This is a genomic window from Amycolatopsis vastitatis, assembly GCF_002234595.1.
Taxonomy (GTDB): Bacteria; Actinomycetota; Actinomycetes; order Mycobacteriales; family Pseudonocardiaceae; genus Amycolatopsis; species Amycolatopsis vastitatis.
This window is the reverse complement of sequence record NZ_NMUL01000030.1, coordinates 260,874-282,327: the sequence shown is the minus strand read 5'-3', so window position 1 is coordinate 282,327 and position 21,454 is coordinate 260,874. Positions and strand designations below refer to the sequence as shown.

The window sequence follows — 21,454 nt, the reverse complement described above, 5'->3', positions numbered from 1 at the left end:
GTGACAAGGTCTTCACTGCGGGGAGGAGGTGGTCACCATCCATTACTCACCAGCCGCGCTGGGCGCCGGGAACTCGTCGACACGGCTCCGGGCAGCGCTTACCGCGGGCACCCTGGCCGACCCCGGCCTGGCCGACGCGCTCATCGCGCGGTGCGCGATCGAGCCCGACTTCTTCGTGCGCGACATGCTCACCTGGGCGTTGACCCGCCTCCCGGCGGACATCACCGTGCCCAAGCTCGTCACGGAACTCCGTTCCGGACGGGCGCGGGCCCGCGGCCAGGCGCTGCACACGCTGTCCAAGATCGGCGACCGGACGGCGTGGCCCGCGATCACGCGGTCGTTGCTGCACGACCCCGACGACGAGGTCGCCCGAAGTGCCTGGCGCGCCGCCGTCGTCCTCGTGCCGCCCGCGGAACGCGCGAACCTGGCCGCGGAACTGGCCGTTCAGCTCGGCCGGGGCGACCGGACCGTGCAGCTGAGCCTCAGCCGGGCCCTCGTCGCGCTCGGCGACGCGGCCGCCTTGCGGCCAAGACTCGGCCACCCCGACCCCGGTGTGCGCGCGCACGCCCGTGCCACGCAACGGCTCCTGCACGACCCGGATGCCGGTTTCGACCTGGCCGTCGACGAGGCGAAGCGGATCGTCGCGCTCGGCCCGGAACGGAGCACGGCGTGCTGATCGGCGAGGTGGCCCGCCGGTCCGGGGTGAGCACGCGGATGCTCCGGCACTACGACTCCCTCGGGCTGGTGCGGCCGACCGGCCGCACCGTCGGCGGCTACCGCGAGTACGCCGAGGCGGACATCCGCCGGATCTTCCACGTCGAAGGACTGCGCTCCCTCGGGATGTCGCTGCGGCAGGTCGGCCGGGCGCTGGCGGATCCCGCCTTCACACCGTCCACTTTGGTCGGCGACCTCATCCGGCGGACCGAAGACCGGCTGAAGCGGGAACAGGAACTCCTCGAGCGGCTCCGGGCGATCGACGCCTCGGAACCCTCCGGCTGGGACGGCGTCCTGCACGTCGTCGACCTCCTGCACGGGCTCGATTCCCCCAGTCCGTCACGTCGGCAGCAGGCCGCCTTGACGCCGATCGAGGACGTGCCGCTGCTGGCCAAGGCGGTCCTCACCGAAACGAATCCGAACGTCGCCGGAGCGCTGAGATGGGCTCTCGCCCGCGCGGGCGAAGACGGCGTGACCGCCCTGGCCGCCGGGATGCGCTCCGACGACGTCGACGTCCGGCGCCGCGCGGTGCTGGCGATCGCCGAGCTACCCGGCGACGAGGCGACCGCGGTGCTCGCCGCCGCGCTCGAAGACAGTGACCCGCACGTGCGCCGGTCCGCCGCTTTGGCCTCCGGCAGGCGCGGCACGGCCGCCGCCGTGCCGGTGCTCGTCGGCATGGTGGCCGAGGGCGCGAACGACGTCGAAGCGGCGGAAGTCCTGGGCACGCTGGCCCGGGACCCCGTACGCGGCAAGGAGATCCGGAACGCGCTGGCCGGCGAACTCGCCGCGGACGCCGCGGTGCGGATCCGCGTGGCCCAGGCGCTCGCCGAACTCCCGGGCACCCTCGCGCACGACCTCCTGCGGCAGCTGGCCGGGGACGAGGACCGGGCGGTCGCCCTCATCGCCTCGGCCCTCGCCGGGGTTTCCGCCGATCCGTGAGCCGGAAATGCGTTGGTGGGGGCTCCATGATCGGGAACAATCGGCGAAATGGACATGCGCGCCCTTCTCGACCGGGTCGACCCGCTGGCCGCGCCCGCGCGACGGCGGGTCTTCGCCGATACCGCACGGGCGCTGGCCGGTACCCCGGAGCTGACCGGACTGCTCGCGGAACTGGACGCCGTCCCCGGGCTGCCCCGGGCTTGGGCCGCGATGATGAGCGTCATCGCGGGCGACGACGCGCACCTGCGGCACTGCCTCGTCGCGCCCGACACCCGCGTCGCCGGGCCGGTGCTGGAGCACTGTGCCCGCCGCGGCCTGCACTTCGACGTCGTCACGGCGGCCCTGCCGGCCGCGCCCCTCGCGTGGCGGCAGATCCTCTACCGCGCGGTGCGCGCCACCGGTGCCACCGAGTGGGCCGAAGCTCTGCTGCCCCCGGTGCGCGCCCGCTTCGGTGACCACGAAGCCGCCGCCGTGCTCCCGGCCTGCGAACCCGGCACGGTGACGGCGTTGCTGCCGGAGCTGGACTTCGCCGTCCCGAACTGGGCCGCCCTGGCCCGCCGGCACCCCACCGTCGTGCTCGCGCACCTGCGCCGCCGGCTGACCGAAGCCGGTGACGCCGGCCGCGACGCCGTCTGGGCGCGGTTCGGTCCCGCGCTGGGGCACCTGGTCCGGCACGACACCGGGCAGTTCGTGGACCTGCTCGCCCGCTCGGGACCGCTGACCGGGCTGCCGCCCGGCGCGAACCGCTGGCTGGCCACCGCGATCGCGGCCGATCCGGACCGGGTCGTCGCGCTCCTCGCCGATCCCGCGCGGCGCATCCGGTTCCAGGCGGGCCGCAGCACGGAGCGCGCCCTGAGGCGGGCGTCGGACGAGTCCCTGACCTCGCTCGCGCGCGCCCTGCTCGCCGACGTGACCCGGCTGACGGCGGTGTTGCGCGGGCTCCCGCCCGCCCGGCGCGCGGCCGTCCTGGACGGAGCGCTGGGCGAACGGGACCTGCTGCAGGCCGGGCTTCCGCTCGCGCTGCTCGACGTCCTGCCGTGGCGGGCGCGGCACGAGCAGGCCCGCCGGCTGCTCGCCACCCGCCCGGTGGCCGACCACCCCGATCTCCGCCGGGAGGCGACCGCCCGGCTGCCGTGGCCGGAGGCCGAGCCCCTGCTGCGCGCCGCGACCGCCCGGCCGACCGCCGGGGAACGGGCCCTCGGCTACCCGCTGCTGGTCGGCGCCGCCGCCGCGACCGGGGACCCGGACGTCGTCGCCCGCCTGCTGGCGTCGCTGACCCGGCTGCCCAACGAACAGGACCCGGTCCGGCACGCCGCGCTCGCGGCCGTCGCGGCGATCCCGGGGTGGCTGCTGCGGTCGGCCGATCCGTCCACAGTGGTCAAGCTGGCCACCGACGCCGTCCAGGCCAGGGACGCGTCCTGGGGCACCCGGCAGGCCGTCGGCACCTTGGCCGTCGGCCTGGTCCGGCAGGGAACGCTCGCGACGCGGCCCGACCTGGTCGAAGGCGGACTGCGGATCCTGGAGCTGTCCGGTGGCCACGCGCGCAGCCTCACCCTGCACCGCCTGGACCAGGATCTGCCCCGCGGCGCCGAGCACGGCCTGTTCTCCGCGCTGCGGCCGCGCATCGCCGACGACGCCCGCGCCGGCCGCTACGACCTGGTCCTGTCCCTGGCAGCGGGCCTGCGCCGGCGTGCGTGGACGATGCCCGGGCTGCAGGCCGCCGTGGGCGAAGCGACCGGTGCGGCCGACGACAGCACGGTGCAGTGGGCGCTCGAGCTGTGGCTGGCCCCGCCCGCGACCCGGGACGAACGCGTCGAGGCCGTGATCCGCCGCGACCCGTCCACGATCACGGTGGCCGCGGTGGCGAACGCGGTCAGCGAGCGGCGGACCGATCTGCTCGACCGCGTGCTGGACCGGCCGCCGCGCGGCCGGTTCGTCCAGCGTGGTGTCCGGCTGGTGCCGAGGTTCGGCGGGTCGTTGCGGCACTGGCTGCCGCGTCAGGTCGCCCGGTACGCCGAGCTGCTGGCCGACGTCGCCACCGCGCCCCGCAAGGCGGTCTGGGAACGGGTCTCGGCCGTGCACCGGCTGGCGACCCTGCCGGGCGCCGGCGTCGGCGACGTGCAGCCGTTCCTCCTGGACGACGAGGTCGCGGTGGTCGAGGCCGCGCTGGCCGGGCTGGCGTGGACCGATCGGCCCGGCGACGCACTGGGCACGCTGCTCGGCTACGCGGACACCGACCGCGCCCGGGTCGCGGTGTACGCGGCCGTCCGGGCCGCCCGGACCATCCCGCCGGCCGAACTGGGTGCCGCTCTCCGTCCCGTGCTGGCCGGGAAGAAGGTGACGTCGCGCAAGGAAGCGGTCCGGCTGCTCGCCGAGCACCGCGTGCCCGGCGCGGCCGGCGAACTGGCCGCCCGGTGGGCGGACCCGGACCTGCACCGCGACCTCCGCCGTGCCATCGTGTCGGCCGCGCGCCGGCTGCTCGACGACGACCGCGCCTGGCAGTGGCTCGCCGAAGCGTCCACTGTGGACGCCGTGGCCACCGCCGTGACCGAAGCCGGTCCGCTGACGGTCGCCGAGCGGTACCGCGCACGCTACGGCGCGCTGGTCCGGAGCGTGGCGGGCCACGCCGACCCGGACACCGCGCGGACCGGGTTGGCCGCCTGGCCGGCGTGGAGCATCTGGGACCGCGAGGGGCCCTCGGCGCTGGTGGCCCTGATCGGCGACCTGGCCGGCACCGCGACCTGGCGTTCCGCGGTCGAAGCGGTGCTCACCGCGTGCGCGGTCACCGGCGATCCCGCGCCGTTGCGGGCCGTGGTCACGACACTCGCCGAAGCGGACGACGTCGTCGTCGCCGACCGGGACCAGCCCGCACGGCAACGGTTGCGCCACTTCGTCGCCTGCCTCGCGACCCGCCTGGACGCCGGCGGCGAAACGATGCGCGGCGCGGCGGACCGGCTGGCGACGGCGCTGGCGGACCGGCCGGAGTACCGGACGGACGCGCTGATGCTCGCCGTCGCCGCCCTTCCCCGCCGCGGCGACCTGCTGCCGGCGGTCCGCCGGATCGCCGCCCTCGCCGACCGTCCCGCACTGGCCTGGCAGGTGGCGGGCCGGCTGGCGGCGTGGCTGGCCGGCCACGACCCGGAACGGCCCGAGCTGCTCGGCACCGCCCGGGCCCTCACGGCCAGCCCGGCCGAGGCGCTGCTCGCGGCGGGGATCGCGAGCCAGGCCGGCGCCCGGGCCGGGTGGCCACGTCCGTGGCGCGAGCTGGTGTGGGCGCTGCGCGACCACTCCGACGCCGACGTCCGCGAACGTGCGTCGCGCCTCTCGTTCGCCCCCGAGTGACGATCACGGCCGGTTTCCGTCTCGAGGGACTACGCGGTACCGCAGGTGGGTGACGCCGCGGCCTTCGAGCCGCCGGACCGGCTCCAGCTCGACGTGGCCGAGCCCGGCCGGCTCGAACAGCCGCCGTCCGCCACCCAGCAGCACGGGGATGAGGTGCAGTTCGATCTCGTCGAGCTGGCCCGCGGCCAGCAGGGCCTGTGCCGCCCCCGCGCCGTGGACCAGCACGGGTCGATCTCCCGCTGCTGCCCGGGCCTCGTCGGCACACGCGTCGACGTCGGTGTAGAACTTCGCGCTGCCCGGAGGCTGGTCGGCCGGGTCGATCGTGTGCGTGAGCACGTGGATCGGCACGCCGTCGTGGTGGTCACCGTTCCATCGCTTGGCCAGCTCGAAGGTGCGGCGTCCGGAAATCACGGCGCCGGTCGCCGAGGCCTCGGCGTACACCTGCCCGTTGATCCCCTCGGACATCCGGTCGTCGAGCCAGTCGAACAGCCGCCCGCCGTCGCGGCCGAGCTCCTGGCCCGGCCGGTCGTCCGGCCCGGCGATGTACCCGTCGACCGACATCGACATGTAAAGCCGCACTGGCGTCCTGACCATGGTGAATCCCTTCCTCGGCTCCGCTTCTCACCCGTGCGTCGATCACGCGGCGCCGGATTCGACAGCCCGTCCGGGATTTCTTCCGGGGTCAGCCGGTCTGCACCAGGCTGAAGTCGTCGACGTTCACCCAGTTGCCCGAGTTCGCGTCGGAGAACACTCCCACCTGGACCGACCCGTTCGTCACGGCGATCCCGGAAACGGTCACCTTCGTCCAGCTCCCGAGCGACTGGCTGATCGACGCGCTGACCTCACTCCCGCCGAAGTTCTTCGCGAAGACGGTCGCCTTCTTCTGGCCGCCACTGCTCTTCACCCACGCCGACAGTGTGTAGGTACCGTTCGGCAGCGAGATGTCCTGATACCTGCTCGCGGTGTAGGCCGACGACGAACTCTGCGCGAACGCCCACCGCCCGGTGTGCCCGCCCTGCTTGTTGCTGTTCACCGCCCCGCCGGTCGTGCTCCAGCCGGCGAGGTCGTTCTGCGCCACCCGGTCGGCCTCCGCACCCGGGTTCAGGACGTAGTTGTTGCCCCGCGCGACCGCCCACGTTCCCGCCGCCGCGTCGACCGTCCACTGGCTCAGCGAATGGAACACCGGCGTCGACCCGGAGAAGGTCACCGGCACCCAGTCGTTGTACCCGAGGCCGTTGCCCGCGAAGTCGCTCCAGCGGTCACCACCGAACATCACGAACGAACCCTGGGAGCCGGTCACCGTGAACGCCAGCCCGGTCTGAGTCACGTGCGAGAAATCCGCGTCCGTTCCCTGCAGCACGAACTCCGACGAGTACGGGCCCATGATGTTCTTCGCGCTGATGCAGTACGTGTGGGAGGCGTTCCAGCCGTGCAGATCCGACGAACAGAAGTAGTACGTCCCGTTGTACTTGAACATGATGTTGCCTTCACGGCCACCCGCCGAGCTGTTGTACACGTTCTTCGCCGGGTCGACCTGCAGGAAGTCCGAAGCCCGCAACGACGACACGTACAGGTGCGACCGGCCGCTCTTGTTGCTGTAGATCAGATACGCCTTGCCGTCGTCGTCGGTGAAGACCGACTGGTCACCTGACATGCCGGTGGACACGCCCGCGATACTCGACTGCGTCCCCGCCCGGGTGAACCGGCCGTTCGGCGTGCTGCTGGTCGCGAACACCAGGCCACTGTCCAGCTGCGAGACGAGCACGTACTTGCCGGTGTTCGGGTTCCGCGCCACACCGATCCGGCCGACCCAGCCACCGCCGAGATCGGATCCGGTCAGCGCGTTGCCTTCGAACTTCCAGTTCGCCAGGTCGGTCGACGAATAGATGGTGATCGCACTCAGCGACGTGTCACCGTTCTTCCCGGCCGCCGGGTTGTTGTAGTAGGTGACCGCGCCGTTGTACTTGGCCCCGTACCAGTAATAGGTGCCGCCGACCTTCAGCACACCCCCGCCCTGGGAGTAGATCGGGTTCCCCGAAGTGTCCTTCCAGAACACGTCGTTCTGGATCGTGACGGCCGCCGCAACACGGGGAACCGCCTCGGCAGCGCCGACGGATGTCAGCGCGACCGCAAGGGACAACAGGATCGAAGCGAGTGTTCGCCGGGCATTCTTCGTCAGCACTTCATGACCTCCGTATCGAATACCGATTCATCCGGCTGTCCGCGCTCCCGGAAGCTCGCCGGCACCATCAGTGTTCGAACGCACCGCCCACCCGCAGCGGCCCGAACCGGATCCGCACCGCGAATCCGTCCGGCCACCCGATCTCGACCCCCTCTCCGGTGACCGAGGCGGCCGGTTCGCCGATCTCGGTACCCAGCACGGCCAGGGCGGCGAAGATCGCCGTGCCGTGCACCTCGCCCGTGAGCCGCGCGAGCGACACCCACGGGACGAACGCGGTGCCGTGCGGAGCACGGACTTCGTCCTTACCCGTCCAACCGGCCAGTGGCCGGAGCACGGCCTCGCCGGGCGCGGTCGCCCAGCCCGTCTGCTCCACGGTCGCGCCCGGCGGGGCGCCGAGCACGCGGTGCACCCGCAGCTCGTCGCGCCCGCGCACGACCGTGACACTCTCGACGCGCAGGCCGGGCACCGTCGGCGGGCCGGACCCGAACACCGGGCGGTGCCAGGATCCCGCCCAGCCCCAGCCGCCGTCCTGGCCCGCGCCGAGCGGGTGGATCCGGCGCCGGACGCTGCGGACGCCGGAGACGACGACCGCGAAGTGGTTGTCCGCCGGGTTGTCCCGCGCGGTCGGCCCGGTCCGCGTCGAGTAGGCGAACCGGCCGTAGTGCGGGTCCTGCCCGGCCGCCGACTCGGCCTCGTGCGGCCGGACGTGGTCGCTGCCGTGGTTGTGCAGCCGGACGACGCCGTCGTCACGGGTCGACTGCAGCAGCAGGCCCGGCTCCGGCAGCGCGAGCACCGTGTCCGCTGTCTCGCTCGGCGCCGGTTCCTCAATGGACGTCCACAGTGGATGGTCCGGCGGCGCGAGCAGGCACACGAAAGCCTTCGACGCCCAGTAGGGCGAGCCCGGTCCGGAGTAGTACTGCACCGTCGGCGCGTGCGGGCCGTGCCAGCCGAGGCTCAGCAGCCCGTCCTCGCCGACGGCACCGCGGTCGAGGAAGTAGCGCAGTGTCCCGCTGAGCAGCCGTCGCGACACGCCCGGCCGCAGCGGGGTGTCGCCGGTGACCGCACCGAGGCCGACGGCCGACGCGGCGGCGAAGCGGTAGGTCAGCGACCGTCCGAAGTGGAGTGGCGCGCCGTCGCCGCCGAACCACGACGCGAAGCTCTCCAGGTGCTCTCGCAGCCGCGCGCCGAACGGGGCCGGTTTGCCGGCGAGGTGGGCGTCCAGCACCGGGTACAGGTGCAGCGCCCAGCCGTTGTAGTGGTCGAACGCTCGCCCGTCGCCGTCGGCGTACCAGCCGTCCCCGCGGTACCAGCCCTCCAGCAGCTCCAGTGCCCGGTCGCGCGCCCGCTCGGTCTCGGCGTCGGCGCGTCCCGCCGAGGCGAGGAACCCGGCCACGGTGAAGGGGAACAGGTACCAGTTGTTCGGCGCCGGGACGTGCCGCAGCGCGCCGCGCAACCACTCCTCGACCCGGTCCCGCACGGCGGGCGCGAGGTGGTCCCACAGCCAGGGCCGGGTCAGCCGCAGGCCGAGGGCGACGGACGCGGATTCGACCATCGGCTGGCCGGCGACGTCGTGGTCATGGATCACCGGCCACGACTCGGCGTCGTCACGACCCGGTGAGCGGGTGCCCGCGTCGAGTCCCCGGGCGTACCGCTCGAGCCAGCCGTGCGGGTCCTTCCCCGCCTCACCGGCGACGCGGAACGCGGCGGCGAGGAAGGTCCGCGCGAACCCCTCGAGCCCGTCCGAGCGGACGCCACTGCCCGACGGCGGGCCCGGCAGGTCGAGCCGGGCGCCGCCCGGGGTCGCCCACCGCCAGGCCGCCGCCAGCAGGCTGTCCGCCACGGCGATCCAGTGGTCCCGCGTGTACCCGGTGTGCGGGCTCAGTGCGCGGTCCTCGGCGGGCAGCTTCACGCGATCATCCCCAGGCGTTCGCGGCGGACGGGGTGGGCGAACGCCTCCCCGGCCGCCCAGCGGGTGACCTCCGCGACGGCCAGTTCGGCCAGCCGCCGCAGCTCGTTGCCCTGCGAACCGGCCAGGTGCGGGGTGATCAGCACGTTCTCGTCCGTCCACAGCGGATGCCCCGGCGGCAGCACCTCCGGATCGGTGACGTCGAGGATCGCCCGAATCCGGCCGGCCCCGGTCGCCTCGGCCAGCGCGTCCTGGTCGAGCACCGCCCCGCGGGCGGTGTTGATCAGCACGGCGTCCGGTCGCATCGAAGCGATCAGCTCGCGCCCGACCAGCCCCCGGGTTTCGGGCAGCAACGGCGTGTGCACGCTGACGACGTCGCCGCGGGCGAACAGCTCGGCCAGGCTCACCGCTTCCACGCCCAGCTCCGCCGCCTCCGCCGCGGTCACGTGGGGATCGTGCACGAGGACGTGGAAGTCGTGCGGGCGCAACAGGTCGATCACCCGGCGGCCGATCATCGACGCCGACAGGATGCCGACGGTCCGGCCGTAGTTCCCCAGGTGCAGTGGCACGCCCAGCGGGTCGTCGGCGCGGCGGGCCGCCCGGTGGCCGCGGGCGCGTTCCAGGACCCGTTTGCCGGACAGCAGGATCATCGCCACGGTGTACTCGGCCACCGGCACCGCGTTCGCCGCCGCCGCGGACGTCACCGCGATCCCCCGCTCCCAGCACGCTTCGGTGACGTGCCCGCGGACCGAGCCGGCGGTGTGCACGACCGCCCGCAGCCGCGGCGCGCCGGCGAGCACGGCCGCGTCCAGCGGCGGGCAGCCCCAGCCGGTGACCAGCAGCTCGACGTCGCGCAGGACGGCGTGGGCCCCGGCGGTGCCGAAGTCGTCGAGCACGCCGTCCGCGAGGTCGCAGACGCGGTGCAACGCCGCCATCGCGCCGTCGCCGAGGACGGCCGCCGCGGCCCGGGGAGCCATCGCGAGCGCGGCGCGGAGACGGCTCACTTGACCGCCCCCGCCGTGAGCCCCGAGCGCCAGAACCGTTGCAGCAGCGCGAACGCCAGCACCAGCGGGAGGATCGCCAGCAGCGATCCCATGATCACCACCGGGTAGTATTCGGGGGACGTCGTGGCCGCGCTGTTCCAGCTGTAGAGGCCGAGGCTGACCGGATAGAGCTTCTGGTTCGACAGCATCACCATCGGCAGGAAGAAGTTGTTCCAGATGGCGGTGAGCTGGAACAGGAACACGGTGACCACGCCGGGGCCGAGCATCCGCAGCGCGACCCGGAAGTAGGTCGCCAGCTCCCCCGCGCCGTCGATCCGCGCCGCCTCCACGACCTCGCCGGGCACGTAGCCTTGACTGAACACGCGGCCGAGGTAGACGCCGAAGGGGTTGAACAGCACCGGGATGAACACCGCCCACACCGTGTCGACGACCCCGGTGCCGGACGCCAGCAGGTACAGCGGGAGCGCGAGCACGGTCTGCGGCACCATCACCGCGGCGAGCACCAGCCCGAACAGTTTTTCCTTGTGCCGGAAGACGTACTTGTCGAAGGCGTAGCCGCAAGCGATGCTCACCAGGGCGCTGACCGCCGCGCCGCCGACGGCGTAGAGCAGGCTGTTGAGGTACCAGCGGCCGTAGATCCCCTTGTCCATCGCGAACAGGTCCTGCAGGTTCTTCAGCGGCGAGAACCCCTGCAGCGAAAGGATGTCACTGCCGAAGAGCGCGTCCCGGTCCTTCATCGCGGCGAGCACCAGCCACAGCGCCGGGATCAGAGTGTAGAGCACGGAGATCGCCACGACGGTGTTGACGGCCGCGCGGCCGAGGAACTTCGGCGGGTTCACAGTGCGGCCTCCCGGGTGCGGTTCGTCCAGCGCGTCACGCCGTAGGACAACGCGATCGTGCAAGCCAGAAGGATCACCGACGCCGCCGCGGCGAGACCGTAGTTGTTGCGGGTGAACGCGGCGTCGTAGATGTACATGCTCGGCGAGAACCGCGCGGTGATCATCGGCGTGGCCTGCGACAGCAGCATCGGCTCGGTGAACAGCTGCAGCGACCAGATCAGCGTGAACAGCACGACCATCACGATCGACGCGCGGATCAGCGGGGTCTTGATCCGCAGCGCGGTCCGGACCCCGCCGGCGCCGTCGACCACCGCCGCTTCGATCACCTCGCGGGGCACGGCCTGCAGGGCGGCGTAGAAGACGACGACGTTGTAGCCGAGGTTGCTCCACAGCGCGATGTTCACCATCGACGGGATGACGGTGTGGATACCGAGGAAGTCCACCGTGATCCCGGCCTTGCCGAACAGGTCCACCACCGGGCTGAGGCCGGGGATGTAGAGGTAGAGCCAGATGATCGCGGCGATGATCCCGGGCACCGCGTGCGGCAGGAACAGCGCGAGCCGCGCCGACCCGCGCAGCCGCGCGACGCCGGAGTCCAGCAGCAGCGCCAGGCCCAGAGACGAGACGACCAGCAGCGGCAGGTACAGCAGGCAGTACAGCGCGACGACCCCGAGCCCGCCGAGGAACGTCGGATCGGCGAGCACGGCGGCGTAGCTGCGCAACCCGACGAAGATCGTGTGTTCCGGGCCGAACCCCAGGCCCGGTTCGTCGGCGCCGAAGAAGCTCAGCCACAGCGCCGTCCCCGCCGGGACGAGGAAGACCACCACCAGCAGCACGAAGAACGGCGCCATCAGCACGGCGCAGGCGGTCCCCTGCCGGTGCCTTCTCCGGACGCGCGGCGCGGGCGTCCTGGAAGCGCTTTCCGGACGGGCGAGTGTCGTCGTCATGGGTCTCCTCGGCTGCTGTCAGCTGCTGTGCTCGGTCGTCGCCAGCCCCAGGGCGACCAGGTCCGGCATGGTGGCGCGCTGGGCGTCGCGGACGGCGTCGAGCAGGGTGCCCTGGCCGGCGCTCGCCCTGGCGAACCCGTCCTGCAGGACGCGTTGCGTCGCGCTCATCCGGGGTCCCCACGTCCAGCCGTCCCGGATCTTCGCGGCCTCGGCTTCGAACAGCCGGTAGATGTCCTGGCCGCCGTAGTAGCGGCGGTCGAACGCCTTCCGCCCGACCTCGACCAGGTCCGGCGCGGCCGGGTACTGGCTGCTGGTGCCGCTGGAGAGCCGGGCGCGCAACGCGTCGGGGTGCGACACCTGCCATTCGATGAACTCCATCGCCGCTTCCGGGTGGGCGCTGTCGCGGGTGACGGCGAACGTCGAACCGCCGTGCGTCCCGACCGCCGGGTGCGCGGGATCCCACTGGGGCAGCGGCGCGATCGCCCACTGGCCCTTCTGGCCCGGCCGGGCCTTCATCTGGGCGCCCGCGTCCCAGGCGCCGCTGAGCCGGGCCAGCACGAGCCCCTGCCCGATCTGCGCGTCGCCTTGCCTGCCCTGCACGCCGTTCGCGAACACGAGACCTTCGTCGATCAAGCCCTGCCAGTAGCCGGCCACGCGGCGCGTCGCGGCGTCGGCGAGCGAGACGTTCCAGGCGCCCCCCGCGGTGTCGAACCACTGCGCGCCCGCCTGCCAGGAGACCGCCGCGAACTGGGTCGCCCCGTCGGTCGCGAAGGCCACCAGGCGGCGCCGGTCGTCGCGGACTTTCCGTGCCGCCGCCGTGAAGTCGTCCCACGTGCGAGGTGGGGTCAAACCGTGCTGGGCGAACAGATCGGTACGGTAGTGCAGCACCATCGGCTCGACGTCCAGCGGCACGGTGAACACCCGCCCGGCGAACGTCGTCAGGCGCAGCGCCTGCGGGAGGAGCTTGGCGCGCAGGCGGTCGCCAACGAGATCGGTGATGTCCCGGGCCACGCCGTCGATGGCGAACCCGGGCACCTGCGGGTATTCGATGGTGGCGACGTCCGGCGCGTTGCCCGCGCGGACCGCGTTGCTCAGCTTCGCGTACCCGCCCTGATCGCCGGACGGGATCTGCTGGAAGACGACGTGGATCCGGTTCTGCGAGCGGTTGAACGCGTCGACGACCTGCTGGCTGCCCCGCAGCGCCGACCAGAAGGTGATCCGGGTGGCACCGCGCGGAGCGTCCCCGCCGGGGCTCGAGCACGCGGCCGCCAGTGGCCACGCGAGACCCGCGGCGAGGACGGTCCGGCGGCTGGGTCGGACGGGCATCGATGCCTCCTGCGGATCGCGGGTCCCCGCAGTTTGGGCGCCTGAACGAATTCCGGTCAATAGCCCCGGTCAACTCGGTCAATCGATCAGCGGCCGCGTCGACCCGCGCACCTTCAGTTCCGGCAGGACGGTGATCCGCCGCGGCGGACGGCCGGCCGGTCCGCGGAGCCGCTCCAGCAGCAGTTCCGCGGCCAGCCTGCCGACCTCGGCCTTCGGCGGCGCGATCGCGGTCAGCGGCGTGCTGCCGAGAGCCGCCACGACGTCGTCGTAGGCGACCACCGAACAGTCGCGGGGCACCGTGATCCCGGCGTCCGCCAGCTGCTGGACGAGCATGAGGGCATCGACGTCGCCGTGCATGATCACGCCCGTCGCGGCGTGCGCGCGCAGCACGCCGTCGAGCGGCTCGAAGTCCGGCACGGGTTCCTGGCCTGCGCCCGGCGCGCTGAGCACCACGGCCCAGTCCTCGACCTCGGGCCGCCCGGCGCAGATGCCGGTGAACGCCGCGCGCAGCGCCCGCGCGGTCGGGCTGTCGTCGCGGGCGGCCAGGACGATCCGGCGATGGCCCAGCGCGAGCAGGTGCGTCACGGCGAGGTGGACGCCGTACCAGTGGTCGGTGCAGACGGAATCCCTGGCGTGCAAAGCACTTCCCGGCCGCGGCCGGCGTTCCATCAGGACGACGGGCACGTCGGCGGCGGCCAGCCAGCCGTCGTCCGCCTCCTCCGTGACCACGCTGCGCCAGCGCGGCGCGATGAGCACACCCCGGGCGTCGTCGGCGAGCAGCCGCTCGACGATCAGCCGCTCGGCGCCGGGCACCTGCGGCGCGGGGTGCAGCACGACGCGGACGTCGGCCTCCTCCAGCGCGCCACGGGCACCGTGCAGGACCTCGGTGAGGTAGGCGTGGCGTTCGGGAACGACCAGCACCACCGGGCCGCCGTCGGCCGGCGCGGGCACCGGCTCCGGCCGCCGCGGGACCAGCGAGCGGACGACGCCGTGCCCCCGCCGCAGCCGGCCGGCCCCGGCCAGCTCCTCGACGTCCCGGCGCACGGTGATCACCGAGACCGCCAGCTCCGCGGCGAGCTCGGTGACCCGCGCCTCACCCCGCGCCTCGACCACGGCCAGGATCCGCCGCCGCCGGTCCTCCCCCGACTCCCGCATCTCGACCTTCGTCCGCCGGCTGTTCGTTCGACCGTTTCAGCAGAGCATAACGATCAGCCGGGTACCGGTCGAACCGATGCGCGTCCCGATTTCCCGAAGCGCTCAGCGGTCGAGGGTGGCTTGGAACTCGGTCGCGCGATCGAACGCCCTCATTTCTGGTTGCTGAAAGCCGCGTCGAAGGCCGCCGTGGGCCGGTCGAACAGGTGCTCGCGCACGTACTTCACCGCCTCCGCCGCGCCGCGGAGCCGGTCCATCCCGGCGTCTTCCCACTCCACCGAAACCGGACCTGTGTAGCCGATCGAGTTCAGTGCCCGGAAGCAGTCCTCCCACGGGACGTCGCCGTGGCCGACGGACACGAAGTCCCAGCCCCGCCGCGGGTCCGCCCAGGCCAGGTGCGAACCGAGCCTGCCGTTGCGGCCGTCGAAGCGCTTGCGGGTGTCCTTGCAGTCGACGTGGTAGATCCGGTCGGCGAAGTCGAGGATGAACCCGACCGGGTCGAGGTCCTGCCAGACGAAGTGCGACGGGTCCCAGTTCAGCCCGAACGCCGACCGGTGGTCCACGGCTTCCAGCGCGCGCTTGGTCGTCCAGTAGTCGTACGCGATCTCCGAGGGGTGGACCTCGTGCGCGAACCGGACGCCGGCCTCGTCGAAGACGTCCAGGATCGGGTTCCACCGGCGGGCGAAGTCCGCGTAACCGTCCTCGATGTCGGCGCTCGAGACCGGCGGGAACATCGCCACGTACTTCCAGATCTTCGACCCGGTGAAGCCGATGACGGTGTCCACGCCGAGCTTCGCCGCCGCCCGTGCGGTGTCGGCCATCTCGGCCGCCGCCCGCTGCCGGACGCCTTCGGGTTCGCCGTCGCCCCAGATCCGGGCCGGGAGGATCGCCTGGTGCCGGTGGTCGATCGGGTCGTCGCAGACGGCCTGACCGACCAGGTGGTTGGAGATCGCCCACACCTTCAGCCCGTGCTCGGCGAGCAGCCGCAGCCGGCCCGGCACGTAGTCCTCTTCGGACAGTGCCCGGTCGACCTCGAAGTGGTCGCCCGAGCAGGCGATCTCCAGGCCGTCGTAGCCCCACTCCGCGGCGAGCTTGCAGACCTCGGTGAACGGCAGGTCGGCCCACTGGCCGGTGAACAACGTGACGGGACGGCTCATTTCGATTCCTCCACCGAAGTCCAGTGCGCTTCCGCGGCCGCGCTGCGCTCGACGGCGTCCAGCACCCGCTGGACGCGCAGGCCGTCGTCGAACCCCGGCTCGGGGTCGGTGCCCGAGCCGATGGCGTCCAGGAGGTCGGCGACCTCGTGGGTGAACGTGTGCTCGTAGCCGAGGAGGTGGCCCGGCGGCCACCACGCGCCGACGTACGGGTGCTGCGGTTCGGTGACGAGGATGCGGCGGAACCCGGCTTCGGTCCCGGTGCCCTCGTACCACTGGAGTTCGTTCATCGCCTCGAAGTCGAACGCCAGGCTCGCCTTCGAGCCGTTGATCTCCAGCCGCATGGCGTTCTTGCGGCCGAGCGCGAACCGCGTGGCCTCGAAACTCGCCACGGCTCCCCCGGAAAGCCGTGCCAAGAACAACGCCGTGTCGTCGACCGTCACCTCGTCCGTGCCGCCGTTCTCGGACGGGCGCTGCTTCACGAAGGTGTTCGTCAGCGCCGAGACACCGGTGATCACCTCCCCGGTGACGAACTGGGTGGCGTCGACGATGTGCGCGCCCAGGTCGCCGAGCGCGCCCGACCCCGCGGATTCCTTCCGCAGCCGCCAGGTCATCGGCGCCTGCGCGTCGGACAGCCAGTCCTGCAGGTACACCGACCGCACGTGCCGGATCTCGCCGAGTGCCCCGCCCGCGACCAGGTTCCTGGCGTGCGCGAGCGCGGGCACCCGGCGGTAGTTGAACGCGACCATGGCCCGTACCCCCAGTTCACGGGCCCGTCGCGCCGCTTCGGCCATCGCTTCGGCCTCCGCCACCGAATTGGCCAGGGGTTTCTCGCACAGCACGTGCTTCCCGGCCTCCAGCGCGGCGATCGCGATCTCCGCGTGGCTGTCCCCCGGCGTGCAGACGTCGACCAGGCCGACGTCGTCCCGGGCGACGAGCTTGCGCCAGTCCGTCTCGACGTCCTCCCAGCCGAACCGGGCGGCGGCAACACGGGCCCGGGTCTCGTCGCGGCCGCCGAGCACGGCGAGCCTCGGCACCAGCGGCGGGTCGAAGAACCGGTGCACGCTGCGCCACGCGTGCGAATGCACCGCACCCATGAACGCGTGCCCCACCATGCCGATCCCGATCGTTTCCCGTCCCGGGCTCATACCCCTCCTTCTTTGTGTGCCTTGCGAGAGTCAGGAGTCGAAGCCGACGTCGAGGTACTGGTCGACGTTCTCCTTCGTCACGACCGCCGAATACGTGGTGATCTCCGCCGGGATGTCGTGCTCGGCCAGGTCGCCGATGCCCTTGCCCTGCCCGAGCAGGCGGGCGAGCGCCACCGCCGTCGAGGCCATCGACGGGCTGTAGAGCACGGTCGCCTTGATCGGCGAGGAGTCGGCCTTGATCAGGTTCATCATGTTCTTCGAGCCGGCGCCGCCGACCATGACGAACTCCTTGCGGCCCGCGGTGTCGATCGCGGCGTTGACGCCGATGCCCTGGTCGTCGTCGTGGTTCCACAGGGCGTCGAGCTTGGGCGCGCCCTGGAGCAGGTTCGCGGTCTGCTGTTCCCCCGACTCCGACGTGAACTGCGCCGACACGCGCGGGCCGACCTTGAACCCGGCGCGGCCCAGCGCGTCCTTGAAACCCTTGCTGCGTTCCTGGGTCAGCGGCAGCGAGTCGATCCCGGCGACCTCGCCGATGACCGGGTTCGCCACGTTCTTCTTCTTGAGCTCCGCGACGATGTAATTGCCCGCGTTGACGCCCATCCGGTAGTTGTCGCCGCCGATCCACGTCCGGTACGCCAGCGGCGTGTCGAAGACGCGGTCGAGGTTGATCACCGGGATGCCCGCGTCCATCGCCTGCTGGCCGGCCGCGGTGAGCGCCTTGCCGTCGAAGGGCAGGATCACCAGCACGTCGACCTTGGCGTTGATCAGCGTCTCCACCTGCGAAATCTGCTGGTTGACGTCGTTGGTGCCCTCGGTCGCGTTGAACTTCACCTCGCTGAACTTCTGGGCCTGGGCCTTGGCGTTCTTCGTGATCGCCGCGATCCAGCCGTGGTCGGCGGCCGGCGCGGAGAAGCCGATGGTGACCGGCTTGCCCGGCTGGGCGTTGCTGCCCGCGTTGGCGACCGGCGCGTTCGACTCCGAGTTCGCGGGCGTGTTCGACGTGCACCCGGCCAGCAGCGCGCCGGCGCCGACCGCGGCCCCGCCCAGCAGGAATCCCCGGCGGCCGAGGAAGGGGTGTTCGGTCATGACGACCTCCAGGGTGACTGGGTCTTGGATTTGCGGGCCCGGAACTGCAGGAGCACGGCGAGCACGATGATCACGCCCTTGGCGATGTTCTGGATGTCGGTGTCCAGGTTGTTGAGCGTGAAGATGTTCGACAGCACCGTGAAGATCAGCACGCCGACGAGGGTGCCGATGAGCGAGCCGCGGCCGCCGGTCAGCAGGGTGCCGCCGATGACCACCGCCGCGATCGCGTCGAGCTCGTAGAACATGCCGTTGGTCGACGCGCCCGCCGTCGTCCGCGCGACGACCATGAGCGCGGCGATCCCGCAGCACAGCCCGGCCACGCCGTAGACGAGCGCGAGGTGGCGCTTGACGTTGATCCCGGCCAGCCGCGACGCCTCGGCGTTGCCGCCGACCGCGTACGTCCGGCGGCCGAAGGTGGTGCGGTTGAGCACCACCCAGCCGACCGCGAAGACCAGCGCGAACAGCCAGATCAGCGTCGGGATGCCGAGGAAGCCGCCGCGGAAGAAGGCGAGGAAGTCCTGGTCGGCGACGACCTGGGTGCGCCGGCCGCTGATCCGCTCGGCCAGCCCGCGTGCCGAGACGTACATGGCCAGGGTCGCGATGAATGGCACGACCTTGCCGTAGGCGACGAGCACGCCGTTGACCAGGCCGCAGCCGAGCCCGACCGCGAGTCCACAGAGGACCATCACCCAGGGGCCGTACGACTGTGTCGCCAAAGTCGTCAGCCAGACGCCGGCCAGGCCGACCATCGAGCCGACCGACAGGTCGATGCCGCCGCTGATGATCACGAACGTCATCCCGACGCTGACCACGCCGATCGCCGCGGCCAGCCGCAGGATCGTCGAGATGTTGCTTTCGGTGAAGAACAGCTCGGGCCGGGTGAACTGGCCGACCAGGCACAGCACGACGAGCACGCCCGCCAGGCCGAGCAGCCGCGGGTCGGCGGAGAAAGCGAACCGCCTCCGCTCGACGGGAGTCGCTTCCTGGGGCGGTGCTTGGGTCTCGGTCATGCCGCGCTCCCCTCGAGAATCACGTCGAGCACCTCGGCCTCGGTCAGCCCGCCGGAGCGCCGGTCGGCGAGGACACGGCCCTCGCGCAGCACCAGCACCCGGTCGGACAGCCCGAGCACCTCGGGGATTTCGCTGGACACCAGCACGATCGCCACGCCGGCCGCGGCCAGCTCGTCGATCAGCCGGTACAGCTCCGCGCGGGCGCCGACGTCGACGCCCCGCGTCGGCTCGTCGAGCAGCAGCACCCGGCACCCGCGGACCAGCCACCGCGCGAGCACGGCCTTCTGCTGGTTGCCGCCGGACAGCGTGCGGACGATCCGTCGCGGATCGGCGGGCCGCAGGTCGAGGCGCCGCAGGCTCGCGCCGGCGTCGTCCAGCTCCTTGGCGCGCTCGGTGAACCCGAGCTTCGCGTACCGGCCGAGGCTGGCCAGGGTCACGTTGTGCACCACCGGCAGGTCCAGCAGCAGGCCCTGGCTCTTGCGCTCCTCGGGTGCGAGGCCGACGCCCGCCTTGACGGCCGCCCGCACGCCGGGTCCGAGCGGTTTGTCCTGCACCGTCACGGTCCCGCGGTCGGCCTTGCGGGCACCGAAGATCGTCTCCAGCAGCTCACTGCGGCCCGAGCCGACCAGACCTGCGATGCCGACGACCTCCCCGGCGTGGACGGTGAAGCTCACGTCCTCGAACTCGCCTTGCCGGGAAAGGTGCTCGACTTCGAGGGCCGTCTCCGGCCTGGCATGGCCGTCGTGGCGCGGCCCGAAGACCGTCTCGACCTTGCGCCCGGCCATCAGCGCGACCAGGTCGGCGGTCGGCGTCGAGGCGGCGTCGAGACCGGTGCCGACGGTCCGGCCGTCCTTGAGCACGGTCACCCGGTGGCCGATCCGGCGCAGCTCTTCGAGCCGGTGGGAGATGTAGACGACCGCGACGCCGCCGGCGGTCAGCTCGCCGACGATGCGGAAGAGGTTGTCGACCTCCTCGCCGGCCAGCGCGGCGGTGGGTTCGTCCATCACGAGCAGCCGGGCGTCGTGGGCCAGCGCGCGGGCCATCGACACGAGCTGCTGCCCGGCGGCGGAGAGCTTGCCGACCTCGGTCGACGGCCGGATGCCCGGGTGCCCGAGCCGGGCCATCAGGCGGGCGGCCTCGGCACGGGCCTGGGAGACCCGCGTGAACCCGAAGCGGGCGCGTTCGTGGCCGAGGAAGATGTTGTCCGCCACCGAAAGCCCGGGCACCAGGTCGAGCTCCTGGTACATCGTGGCGATGCCCAGGCGCAGGGCGTCGACCGGCGACGCGAGTTCGACGCGCTCGCCTGCCCAGGTGATCTCCCCCGCGTCCGGCCGGTGCGCGCCGGACAGGACCTTGATCAGCGTCGACTTCCCGGCGCCGTTCTGGCCGAGCAGGCAGTGCACCTCGCCGGGTTCGACGTCGACGTCGACGCCGTCGAGGGCGCGGACCCCCGGGAAGGTCTTCACGATCCCGCGGACGGAAAGCAGGCTCATACCGTGGCCTCCTCGGCGAGCGCCAGGTTCGCGAACAGCCGCTCGGCCGCCAGGGACGCGGCCCCCCGCAGCGGGGCTTTCAGGCCGAGCGCGGACGGGACGACCCGGGCCTGGCCGAGCGGCCGGGCGGCGAGTTCGACACGGACCGGTTCGACCAGCCACTCCCCCAGTTCCGCGAAGTAGCCGCCGAGCACGATGACGTCCGGGTCGAGCACATCGACCACAGTGGACAGTGCGATGCCCAGTGCGACGCCGAGTTCGTGGACCGCCGTCACCGCCCGCTGGTCGCCGCGCCGGACGCGGTCCTTGAGCAGGGCGACGCGGCCTTCGACACCGGGGGCGGGATCGTGCAACGGGTCGCCCGGCGCGGCGGCCGCGCGCAGGAGCGCGGCCAGGTTCGCCTTCGTCGCCAGGCAGCCCGTCCGGCCGCAGGAGCAGCGTTCGCCGGACGGGTCGACGGCGATGTGCCCGACCTCGCCCGCGAAGCCGCGCGCGCCACGCAGGATCGTGCCGCCGGAGACGAACCCACCGCCGACGGCCGTCCCGCCGCCGAGGTAGAAGAGCTCGGTCCCGGTGCCCGCGACCGACTCGGCGAGCGCACCGAGGTTGGCGTCGTTGTCCACGGCGACGGCGTCGGCCGGGACGGCCAGCCGGGCCGCCATGAGACCGGCGATTTCCGCGTCCCGCCAGCGCAGCGCCGGCGCGAACCGCAGCACGGCGGCGGCCGGGTCGACCAGCCCGGGCACCGAGATCGCGACCCCGGCCGGTGGACCGGGCAGCACTGCCCTGGCCAGGCGGGCGAGCTCGTCCATGCCTCGTTGGAGACCGAGCCCAGCGACGTCGACGGCCTCCGCCCGCTCGGCCAGGACCCGGCCGGAGAGGTCGGTGACCAGCGCCGACAGCCGGTCGGCCTCGATACCCAGAGCCAGCGCGTACGCGTCTTCGCCGTGCAGTTCGACCAGCCGGCTCGGCCGCCCGTTGCCGGGGAGCACCCCGGCGGGCCGGACGAGGCCGCGCTCGGCGAGTTCGGAGAGCAGGCCGGGAACCGCCGACTTCGCGATCCCGCAGCGGGCCGCCAGCTGGGTGCGCGAGAGCGGGCCGGTGCGCAGCGCCCGCAGCACCGCGGCCAGGTTCGCCGTCCGCGGGCCGGCTCGCCTCGGTTCGGTGACGGCCACGGTGCCCCCATCTTGCGCAGCTACTGAACAGACTTTG

General features: G+C 72.7%; 17 protein-coding genes. 3 read left to right on the top strand and 14 right to left on the bottom strand.

The window, feature by feature from the left end; translation table 11 throughout:
• Positions 1-28: 28 nt before the first annotated feature.
• From CF165_RS28105 to CF165_RS28095, 3 genes are read left to right on the top strand one after another with little or no spacing between them, the layout of a single operon-like run.
• The gene (locus tag CF165_RS28105; protein WP_093950571.1) at positions 29-676 is read left to right on the top strand and encodes a HEAT repeat domain-containing protein; all 648 of its coding nucleotides are present in this window, start codon (positions 29-31) and stop codon (positions 674-676) included.
• Complete coding sequence (locus CF165_RS28100) at positions 670-1,653, top strand: HEAT repeat domain-containing protein (RefSeq protein ID WP_093950570.1); 984 nt, start codon at positions 670-672, stop codon at positions 1,651-1,653. The genes CF165_RS28105 and CF165_RS28100 overlap by 7 nt, the downstream gene beginning before the upstream one ends.
• A gap of 48 nt (positions 1,654-1,701) precedes the next feature.
• The gene (locus CF165_RS28095) at positions 1,702-4,995 is read left to right on the top strand and encodes a hypothetical protein (RefSeq protein WP_093950569.1); all 3,294 of its coding nucleotides are present in this window, start codon (positions 1,702-1,704) and stop codon (positions 4,993-4,995) included.
• A 3-nt stretch (positions 4,996-4,998) separates the two neighbouring features.
• On the opposite strand, the gene CF165_RS28090 is transcribed toward CF165_RS28095, so the two are convergent.
• From CF165_RS28090 to CF165_RS28025, 14 genes are all read right to left on the bottom strand, one after another.
• Positions 4,999-5,589 carry a dihydrofolate reductase family protein gene (locus CF165_RS28090; protein WP_093950568.1) on the bottom strand — a complete coding sequence of 197 codons (591 nt, stop codon included), beginning with the start codon at positions 5,587-5,589 and terminating at the stop codon, positions 4,999-5,001.
• A gap of 88 nt (positions 5,590-5,677) precedes the next feature.
• Positions 5,678-7,177: a family 43 glycosylhydrolase gene (locus tag CF165_RS28085; protein ID WP_240521833.1), complete on the bottom strand. Its 1,500-nt coding sequence runs from the start codon at positions 7,175-7,177 to the stop codon at positions 5,678-5,680.
• A gap of 67 nt (positions 7,178-7,244) precedes the next feature.
• Positions 7,245-9,086 (bottom strand): DUF2264 domain-containing protein, encoded by a 1,842-nt coding sequence (locus CF165_RS28080; RefSeq protein WP_093950567.1) that lies wholly within the window; start codon positions 9,084-9,086, stop codon positions 7,245-7,247.
• Positions 9,083-10,087 (bottom strand): hydroxyacid dehydrogenase, encoded by a 1,005-nt coding sequence (locus CF165_RS28075; RefSeq protein ID WP_093950566.1) that lies wholly within the window; start codon positions 10,085-10,087, stop codon positions 9,083-9,085. Before CF165_RS28075 ends, CF165_RS28080 begins: the two co-directional genes overlap by 4 nt.
• Positions 10,084-10,926 (bottom strand): carbohydrate ABC transporter permease, encoded by an 843-nt coding sequence (locus CF165_RS28070; protein WP_093950565.1) that lies wholly within the window; start codon positions 10,924-10,926, stop codon positions 10,084-10,086. The genes CF165_RS28075 and CF165_RS28070 overlap by 4 nt, the downstream gene beginning before the upstream one ends.
• Positions 10,923-11,873 carry a carbohydrate ABC transporter permease gene (locus CF165_RS28065; protein ID WP_093950564.1) on the bottom strand — a complete coding sequence of 317 codons (951 nt, stop codon included), beginning with the start codon at positions 11,871-11,873 and terminating at the stop codon, positions 10,923-10,925. The genes CF165_RS28070 and CF165_RS28065 overlap by 4 nt, the downstream gene beginning before the upstream one ends.
• 18 nt (positions 11,874-11,891) lie before the next feature.
• Positions 11,892-13,199 (bottom strand): ABC transporter substrate-binding protein, encoded by a 1,308-nt coding sequence (locus CF165_RS28060; protein ID WP_093950563.1) that lies wholly within the window; start codon positions 13,197-13,199, stop codon positions 11,892-11,894.
• 78 nt (positions 13,200-13,277) lie between these two features.
• Positions 13,278-14,354 (bottom strand): substrate-binding domain-containing protein, encoded by a 1,077-nt coding sequence (locus tag CF165_RS28055; RefSeq protein WP_093950562.1) that lies wholly within the window; start codon positions 14,352-14,354, stop codon positions 13,278-13,280.
• Positions 14,355-14,503: 149 nt separating this feature from the next.
• A complete protein-coding gene (locus CF165_RS28050) occupies positions 14,504-15,508 on the bottom strand; it encodes a sugar phosphate isomerase/epimerase family protein (protein ID WP_093950561.1) in 1,005 nt (334 codons plus the stop codon).
• Positions 15,505-16,653, bottom strand: a complete 1,149-nt coding sequence (locus tag CF165_RS28045; protein ID WP_093950560.1) for a Gfo/Idh/MocA family protein — start codon at positions 16,651-16,653, stop codon at positions 15,505-15,507. Before CF165_RS28045 ends, CF165_RS28050 begins: the two co-directional genes overlap by 4 nt.
• A 30-nt stretch (positions 16,654-16,683) precedes the next feature.
• Positions 16,684-17,739 carry a substrate-binding domain-containing protein gene (locus CF165_RS28040; protein ID WP_167441582.1) on the bottom strand — a complete coding sequence of 352 codons (1,056 nt, stop codon included), beginning with the start codon at positions 17,737-17,739 and terminating at the stop codon, positions 16,684-16,686.
• The gene (locus CF165_RS28035) at positions 17,736-18,749 is read right to left on the bottom strand and encodes an ABC transporter permease (protein WP_093950559.1); all 1,014 of its coding nucleotides are present in this window, start codon (positions 18,747-18,749) and stop codon (positions 17,736-17,738) included. The genes CF165_RS28040 and CF165_RS28035 overlap by 4 nt, the downstream gene beginning before the upstream one ends.
• Positions 18,746-20,242: a sugar ABC transporter ATP-binding protein gene (locus tag CF165_RS28030; protein WP_093950558.1), complete on the bottom strand. Its 1,497-nt coding sequence runs from the start codon at positions 20,240-20,242 to the stop codon at positions 18,746-18,748. Before CF165_RS28030 ends, CF165_RS28035 begins: the two co-directional genes overlap by 4 nt.
• Complete coding sequence (locus CF165_RS28025) at positions 20,239-21,417, bottom strand: ROK family protein (RefSeq protein ID WP_093950557.1); 1,179 nt, start codon at positions 21,415-21,417, stop codon at positions 20,239-20,241. The genes CF165_RS28030 and CF165_RS28025 overlap by 4 nt, the downstream gene beginning before the upstream one ends.
• Positions 21,418-21,454 lie beyond the last annotated feature (37 nt).

Coding starts and splice junctions, on each gene's coding strand:
- CF165_RS28095 (WP_093950569.1), top strand. CDS start 1,702: ATGGACATGCGCGCCCTTCTCGACCGGGTCGACCCGCTGGCCGCGCCC.
- CF165_RS28090 (WP_093950568.1), bottom strand. CDS start 5,589: ATGGTCAGGACGCCAGTGCGGCTTTACATGTCGATGTCGGTCGACGGG.
- CF165_RS28065 (WP_093950564.1), bottom strand. CDS start 11,873: ATGACGACGACACTCGCCCGTCCGGAAAGCGCTTCCAGGACGCCCGCG.
- CF165_RS28060 (WP_093950563.1), bottom strand. CDS start 13,199: ATGCCCGTCCGACCCAGCCGCCGGACCGTCCTCGCCGCGGGTCTCGCG.
- CF165_RS28055 (WP_093950562.1), bottom strand. CDS start 14,354: ATGCGGGAGTCGGGGGAGGACCGGCGGCGGCGGATCCTGGCCGTGGTC.
- CF165_RS28050 (WP_093950561.1), bottom strand. CDS start 15,508: ATGAGCCGTCCCGTCACGTTGTTCACCGGCCAGTGGGCCGACCTGCCG.
- CF165_RS28045 (WP_093950560.1), bottom strand. CDS start 16,653: ATGAGCCCGGGACGGGAAACGATCGGGATCGGCATGGTGGGGCACGCG.
- CF165_RS28040 (WP_167441582.1), bottom strand. CDS start 17,739: ATGACCGAACACCCCTTCCTCGGCCGCCGGGGATTCCTGCTGGGCGGG.
- CF165_RS28035 (WP_093950559.1), bottom strand. CDS start 18,749: ATGACCGAGACCCAAGCACCGCCCCAGGAAGCGACTCCCGTCGAGCGG.
- CF165_RS28030 (WP_093950558.1), bottom strand. CDS start 20,242: ATGAGCCTGCTTTCCGTCCGCGGGATCGTGAAGACCTTCCCGGGGGTC.